Source organism: Pseudomonas sp. FW305-20 (genome assembly GCF_058788075.1).
The window spans coordinates 414,912-421,206 of record NZ_JBYTAJ010000001.1; the positions used below are offsets into that span (position 1 = coordinate 414,912).

General features: G+C 62.6%; 6 protein-coding genes. 5 read left to right on the top strand and 1 reads right to left on the bottom strand.

Annotated features, from left to right (window positions below):
* Nucleotides 1-117: 117 nt before the first annotated feature.
* From AC3WP4_RS01960 to AC3WP4_RS01980, 5 genes are all read left to right on the top strand, one after another.
* Nucleotides 118-441, top strand: coding sequence for a PepSY domain-containing protein (locus AC3WP4_RS01960; protein ID WP_102614177.1), 324 nt, complete (start codon nucleotides 118-120; stop codon nucleotides 439-441).
* 92 nt (nucleotides 442-533) lie between these two features.
* Complete coding sequence (locus AC3WP4_RS01965) at nucleotides 534-1,004, top strand: DUF2271 domain-containing protein (protein WP_102614176.1); 471 nt, start codon at nucleotides 534-536, stop codon at nucleotides 1,002-1,004.
* Between the two features lie 25 nt (nucleotides 1,005-1,029).
* Nucleotides 1,030-3,210 (top strand): PepSY domain-containing protein, encoded by a 2,181-nt coding sequence (locus AC3WP4_RS01970; RefSeq protein ID WP_102614175.1) that lies wholly within the window; start codon nucleotides 1,030-1,032, stop codon nucleotides 3,208-3,210.
* Nucleotides 3,194-4,165: an FAD:protein FMN transferase gene (locus AC3WP4_RS01975; RefSeq protein ID WP_256581208.1), complete on the top strand. Its 972-nt coding sequence runs from the start codon at nucleotides 3,194-3,196 to the stop codon at nucleotides 4,163-4,165. Before AC3WP4_RS01970 ends, AC3WP4_RS01975 begins: the two co-directional genes overlap by 17 nt.
* Before the next feature lie 69 nt (nucleotides 4,166-4,234).
* Complete coding sequence (locus AC3WP4_RS01980; RefSeq protein ID WP_074877979.1) at nucleotides 4,235-4,936, top strand: VIT1/CCC1 transporter family protein; 702 nt, start codon at nucleotides 4,235-4,237, stop codon at nucleotides 4,934-4,936.
* A 29-nt stretch (nucleotides 4,937-4,965) separates the two neighbouring features.
* Here AC3WP4_RS01980 and AC3WP4_RS01985 read toward each other — a convergent pair.
* The coding region (locus AC3WP4_RS01985) for an MATE family efflux transporter (RefSeq protein ID WP_218244356.1) at nucleotides 4,966-6,295 on the bottom strand (1,330 nt) is incomplete at its 5' end.

The following is a 6,295-nucleotide window of genomic DNA, read 5'->3' on the forward strand; positions in this document are numbered from 1 at the left end:
ATGGTTGTCGTGCAGCACCTTAAACGCCTTACCTGACGTGAATCTGAAGATTCAGCTGGTTGTCAGGAATGCACCTTAGGGTATGCCACAGACGCCGACCTCGGCAGGAGACAGATCATGAAATCAGGTTTTATTGCCAACGCCGCGCTGTTGAGCCTGCTGCTCAGCGGTTACGCCCTGGCCGATGACGACTGCAGCGACCCGGTGAGCGACTGGCAACCGCGCGAAACCTTGCGCCAGCAGGTTGAGCGGCAATACGGCTGGAGCGTGCAGCGGATCAAGGTCGACGACGGTTGTTACGAGCTCAAGGGCTTGGACCGCAAGGGTAATGCCATCGAAGCCAGCTATTCACCGGCATCGCTGCGCCTGCACACACTCGAGATCCATTTCCGGGACGACGGCGATGCCAGGGACTACCTCGGCAGCCCGCTCAGCGAATGACACCTCACCTGTCGATGAGTTTTTCCTGCGTTTCAGGTTGCTGTCAGCAAGCAGGTCCAGGCTCTCGACCTAACGATCAAAAGGACACCGCCATGAAAAAGATCATCGCAGCAACTTGCCTCGTCGGCGCCATTGCCCTGCCGGGGCTGGCCCAGGCCCGTGAAGTGACCTTGACCACACAGCTCAAGGACTACGGCGGCAATGATGCCTACCTGGCGATCTACGTCACCGACGCCAATGGCCAATACCAGAAAACCCTCTGGGTGGCCGGCAAGAAGGCCAAATATTACAAGCACCTGGGCGACTGGGCCCGTGGCAGCGGAATGAACCCAAGCGAGTTTGACGGGGTCAGCGGCGCCAGTGTCGGCAGTGGGCGCACGCTCAAAGTCAGCGTCGAACTGGCAGACACCCTGATTGATGCGGGGTATCAGATCCGCATCGACAGCGCCGTCGAGGACAAACGTGACGCCCGCGCCGATGTCAGCGTACCCCTGACGTCCAAGGGTGCAGGCAAGCCAGCGACCGGCAGTACCTACGTCGACTCCTTTACTTACGATCTGTAGCACCCGCCATTACTGGAGGCTGAACATGCTTCGCCAGTTCCATTCCCTACCTGGCCTGATCGCCGCCCTGTTGGTCATGTTGTTGGCCATCAGCGGCGCGATCCTGTCTGTCGACCCGGCGCTGGAACGCCTGCACAGCACGTCCACTCCTGCCGGACAACTCAACGTCGGCCAACTGGCCGGGCGCGTTGCCAGCCACTTTCCCGGCGTGGAGCAGATCCAGCGCACAGCGTCCGGCACGGTGATCGTCTACTACAACCAGAACGGCCAGGCCGGGGCGCAAAAGGTCGACCCACTGACCGGCCAAGGCCTCGCCCCTTACGAGCCCTCCGCGTTCTCACGTTGGGTGAAAGACCTGCACCGCTCGATGTTCCTTGGTACGCCGGGCCATGGTGTGTCGAGTGTCGGCGCGCTGTTCATGCTGATGTTGTCGGTGTCCGGTGCGCTATTGCTGGCCCGGCGCCTGGGTGGCTGGCGCAACCTGCTGCGGCCACTGCGGGGCACCTTCAGCCAGCGCTGGCATGCTGAAGTCGGGCGACTGGCCTTGCTCGGGCTGCTGCTGTCGGCATTGAGCGGGCTCTACATGTCCGCCACCACCTTTGGTTTTATCGCCGACGGCAGTCAGAGTGAGCCCGCCTTCCCCGCCCACGTCAGCGCCGGCCCGGCCTTGCCGGTGGCGAAGCTGCAAGCCTTGCAGGCCACCGACCTGAACGACCTGCGCGAGCTGGTCTACCCAAGCCCTGGCAACCCGCACGATGTGTTTTCCCTGCGCACGGCCCAGGGCGACGGCTACGTGGATCAGGCCAGCGGCGCTTTGCTGTCCTATCAAGCCCATGACTCGATGCACAACCTCTACGAATTGATCTATCAGTTGCACACCGGCGAAGGCCTCTGGTGGCTGGGTCTGCCGCTGGGGCTCTGCGCCCTCTGCGTGCCATTGATGAGCGTGACCGGCATCCTGTTGTGGTGGCGCCGCCGCAAGGCTGGCCCGAACATCCGCCACAACAGCCCTGCCCACTGCGCCGACAGCGTGATTCTGGTGGGCAGTGAAAACAACAGCACCTGGGGCTTTGCCAACACCTTGCATGAAGCCTTGCACCAAAGCGGCCATCAGGTGCATAGCGCGGCGATGAATGAATGGGTTGGCGATTACCGCAATGCCCAACGGGTGTTCATCCTCACCGCGACCCATGGTGACGGCGATGCGCCGGCCTCGGCTTCGCAGTTCCTGGCCCGGCTGGGCAAAACCGGCCTCAAGCCTGGCCTGCCCTTTGCCGTGCTGGGCTTTGGCGACCGCCAGTTTGCGCAGTTCTGTCAGTACGCCCATCAGGTGCAGGACGCGATGTTGCAGGCCGGTGGCTCGTCATTGCTGGAGCTGGAAACCGTCAACCGCCAATCCTCTCAGGAGTTTGCGCGCTGGGGCCACGCGTTGGGCGAAGTGTTGGGGCAGGACCTGACGCTGGTTCACACCCCGCAGCAGCCGCATACGCATCCATTGCAGCTGACAGAGCGGATTGCCTATGGCGAACAGGTGAATGCGCCGACCCACGTACTGCGCTTCAAAGCCTGCGGCGAGCTGCCGGAGTTTCTGGCCGGCGACCTGGTCGGGATTCTGCCTCCGGGCAGCCCGATCCCTCGCTTCTACTCGCTGGCCAGCGGTTCGCAGGATGGCGTGCTGGAGATCTGTGTGCGTAAACACAACGGCGGCATGTGCTCGGAATTCCTTCATGGCCTGGACATCGGCGCGCAGATCGAAGCCTTTATCCAGCCCAACCCGCAATTTCGGCCGGCATCGGGCACGCACCCGGTGATCTTGATCGGCGCCGGTACCGGCATCGGTCCCCTGGCCGGTTTTATCCGCAACAACAAGGCCCGACACCCGATGCACCTGTATTGGGGCGGGCGCAACCCTGACTCGGACTTCCTCTATGAACCGGAGCTCAACCAATACCTGTCGGACCGACGCCTCACGGCACTGCGCGCCGCCTTCTCTCAGGTTCAGGACCGCAGCTACGTACAAGACCGGTTGATCGGCGATGCCCTGGCCTTGCGCCGACTGATTGAAAAAGGTGCCCAGGTGCTGGTGTGCGGCAGCCGCGAAATGGCCAAAGGCGTGATGCAGGCCCTCGATGAAGTGTTGGCACCTCTCAATCTGAGTGTGCTGACCCTCAAGGCACAAGGACGCTACCGTGAAGACGTCTACTGAGTTGCAGCGCTATAGCCTGAACGGCGAAACCATGGGCACCCGCTACACCGCCCTGTTTTATGCCGGGGCCGGGATCGATACCGACGACGTTGGCCATCGCCTGGCACACGCCGTGGCCCGGGTGGATCAGCAAATGTCCACCTGGAAACCCGACTCGGACCTCAACCGCCTCAACGCCGCCCCCGAGCAGGAATGGGTGGCCGTGCCCAAGGAACTGGCCACGGTGCTGTCTGCTGCGTTGCGTGTCAGTCAGCAGTCCGGCGGCGCCTTCGACATCGCTGTCGGTGATCTGGTTAACGCCTGGGGGTTCGGCCCCGGGGAGCAGACGGTCACAGAGCAGGCGATTGGCACGATTGCGTCCCACGCCCGGCTGTTAGCCAGCGCCGCGTTAGTGGTTGACCCGCAACGCAATCAGGTGCGCAAGCGCGTGCCGCTGAACCTTGATTTGAGTGGCATCGCCAAAGGTTTTGGCGTGGATGAACTGGCGCGTTGCCTGGAGGGTTTGGGCATCACCCGCTACTTGGTCGGCATCGATGGCGAGATGCGCGCCCGGGGCGTCAAACCTGACGGCCAGTGCTGGGTCGTGGCCCTGGAAAAGCCCAACCGGGGCGTGCGGGAAGTCATGGGCGTGATGGAACTTGGCGATGCCGCTATCGCGACCTCCGGGGACTATCGACATTGGGTGGACGTGGCCGGTCAGTCCTATGCTCATACCATGAACCCGGCGACCGGCGCGCCGCTGTGCAACCCGCTTGCCGCCGTCACCGTGGTGGCGGCCTCGTGCATGCTCGCCGATGCCTGGGCCACGGCGCTGATGGTCCTGGGCGAAACCGAGGGCCCGCGCCTGGCTCAGGAGCGCGGGATGGACGCGTTGTTCGTGCTGCGCGAGGGTGAACAATTCAAAGAAATATCCATTGTCGGCGGCCAGTTGCAGGCGCAGATTGAAACCCGCTGACGCCGATTGCCGGACCGCTTGGAACCCGCCCTACTTGAACCGCCCAATGACAGGGAGTCCCGTTAAACAATGAAATTCATGCACAGGCACACCGAGGCACACCGAAGCGATCGTATCGGCTGGCTCCGCGCCGCTGTCCTGGGCGCCAACGACGGGATCGTCTCCACCGCCAGTCTGCTGATCGGCGTCGCGGCCGCCAACGCCAGCCACGCCACGTTGCTGGTCACCGGTATGGCGGGGCTGATGGCCGGCGCCATGTCCATGGCCGCTGGCGAGTACATTTCCGTGCACTCCCAGGCCGATACCGAGCGCGCCGATCTGTCCCGCGAACGGGCAGAACTGGCGAGCGACCCGAAAGCCGAACACATCGAACTCGCCAACATCTACATGCATCGCGGCGTATCACCCGAACTGGCGCATCAAGTGGCCGATCAATTGATGGCCCATGACGCATTGGGCTCTCACGCCCGGGACGAGCTGGGCATCAGCGCCACCCTCACCGCCAAACCCTTGCAGGCCGCCCTGGCCTCCGCCGCCAGTTTCGTGGTGGGGGCCGCGTTGCCTCTGGCCGTGACTTTTTTCGCGCCGCAGCACAGCGTCGGGCCCTGGATATCGGTCATGTCATTGGTGTTTCTTGGGACATTGGGCGCCATTGCCGCCAAGGCAGGCGGGGCCAAGGTTTTGACCGGCGCCTGGCGGGTGACATTCTGGGGGGCTCTGGCCATGGGGATTACGGCGCTGGTGGGGCACTTGTTTGGCGCAGTGGTCTAGCGGGGGCGTCCTCAAAGGGCGCCGTGCCCCTAGACCAACCGCTCGATCTTCTGATGCTGCCAGACCATCTTGTAATACGCCGTCTGCAACACCAGCATCCCCAGATACGCCACCGGAAACGCCATCCACACCCCTTGCAACCCGAAGTGCCCGTCCAGCACATACGCCACCGGCAACTGCACCCCGACCACACAAAAAATCGAAATCGCCATCGGCACCAGCACCGAGCCGCTGGCGCGCATGATGCCGCCGACAATCGCCTGGAAGCCGAACACCAACAGGCTCCACAGCATGATGTGCAACAAATGCTCCGCCTTCGCCCGGGTGGAATCATCCGTGAGGAACAACCCCATCAACCAGTGCGACAACAGATAACCCAACACCACCAAACCACCGGTCAGGCACACATTGATCAACAGCCCCGTGCGCAGAATCGGCCCCATGCGTTCAAGCCGCCCTGCCCCAATCGCCTGAGCCCCGAGAATCGACGCCGTAATCGCAATCGACAACGCCGGAAACTGCACGTAATTGACGATCTGCGTCACCGCGCCATACGCCGCCGTCGCCTGCGAACCGTGCTGATTCACCAACGCCAGAATCACCAACTCCGACACCGACAACACCACCATCTGCAACCCGGTCGGCAACCCGATGCGCAACACCTTGCCGAGAATCACCAGGTCCAGGCGCATCGCCGCAAACATCTCCCGATCCGGCGCCAACGGATGCCCCTTGCGAATCAACCGCCACGCCAGCCACCCCATCGCCGACAAATTACCCGCCAACCCCGCATACGCCGCACTCTGAATCCCCATCATCGGCAACCCAAACCAACCCCGAATCAACGCCGGCGTCAGCGCCAACCCGATACACGTCGACACCACCAACGCAATCAGCGGCGACATCGTATCGCTCACCCCACGCAGCAATTGAGTGAACAACACATAGACCAGAAGCGACGGCATGATCCACATCATTACCTGGGAGTAGGACACCGCATCGTCGATAACATCAGCCGGCGTGCCCAAACCTTCCAGGGCAGGCCTTGCGAACACGCTGCCGAGTACTGCCGCTGTCAGGCCGATCATTGCGCCTAATAGCAAAGTTGTGCCGGCGATGGTTTTCACCAGATGCGGCTCACGCGCCCCCCACGCTTGACCGATGAGCACGCCAGCACCCGCGCCGAGGCCGATGACCAGGGCGATGAAGAAGAAGACGATGGGGAACATGCCGGACACGGCAGCCAGGGCTTGGGTGCCGAGCATTTGACCGATGTAGATGCTGTTGATGGTGCCCGACATGGATTGGAGGAAATTGGAGAGGACCATGGGGGCGAGGAAAAGGAGGTAGGTTTTCCAG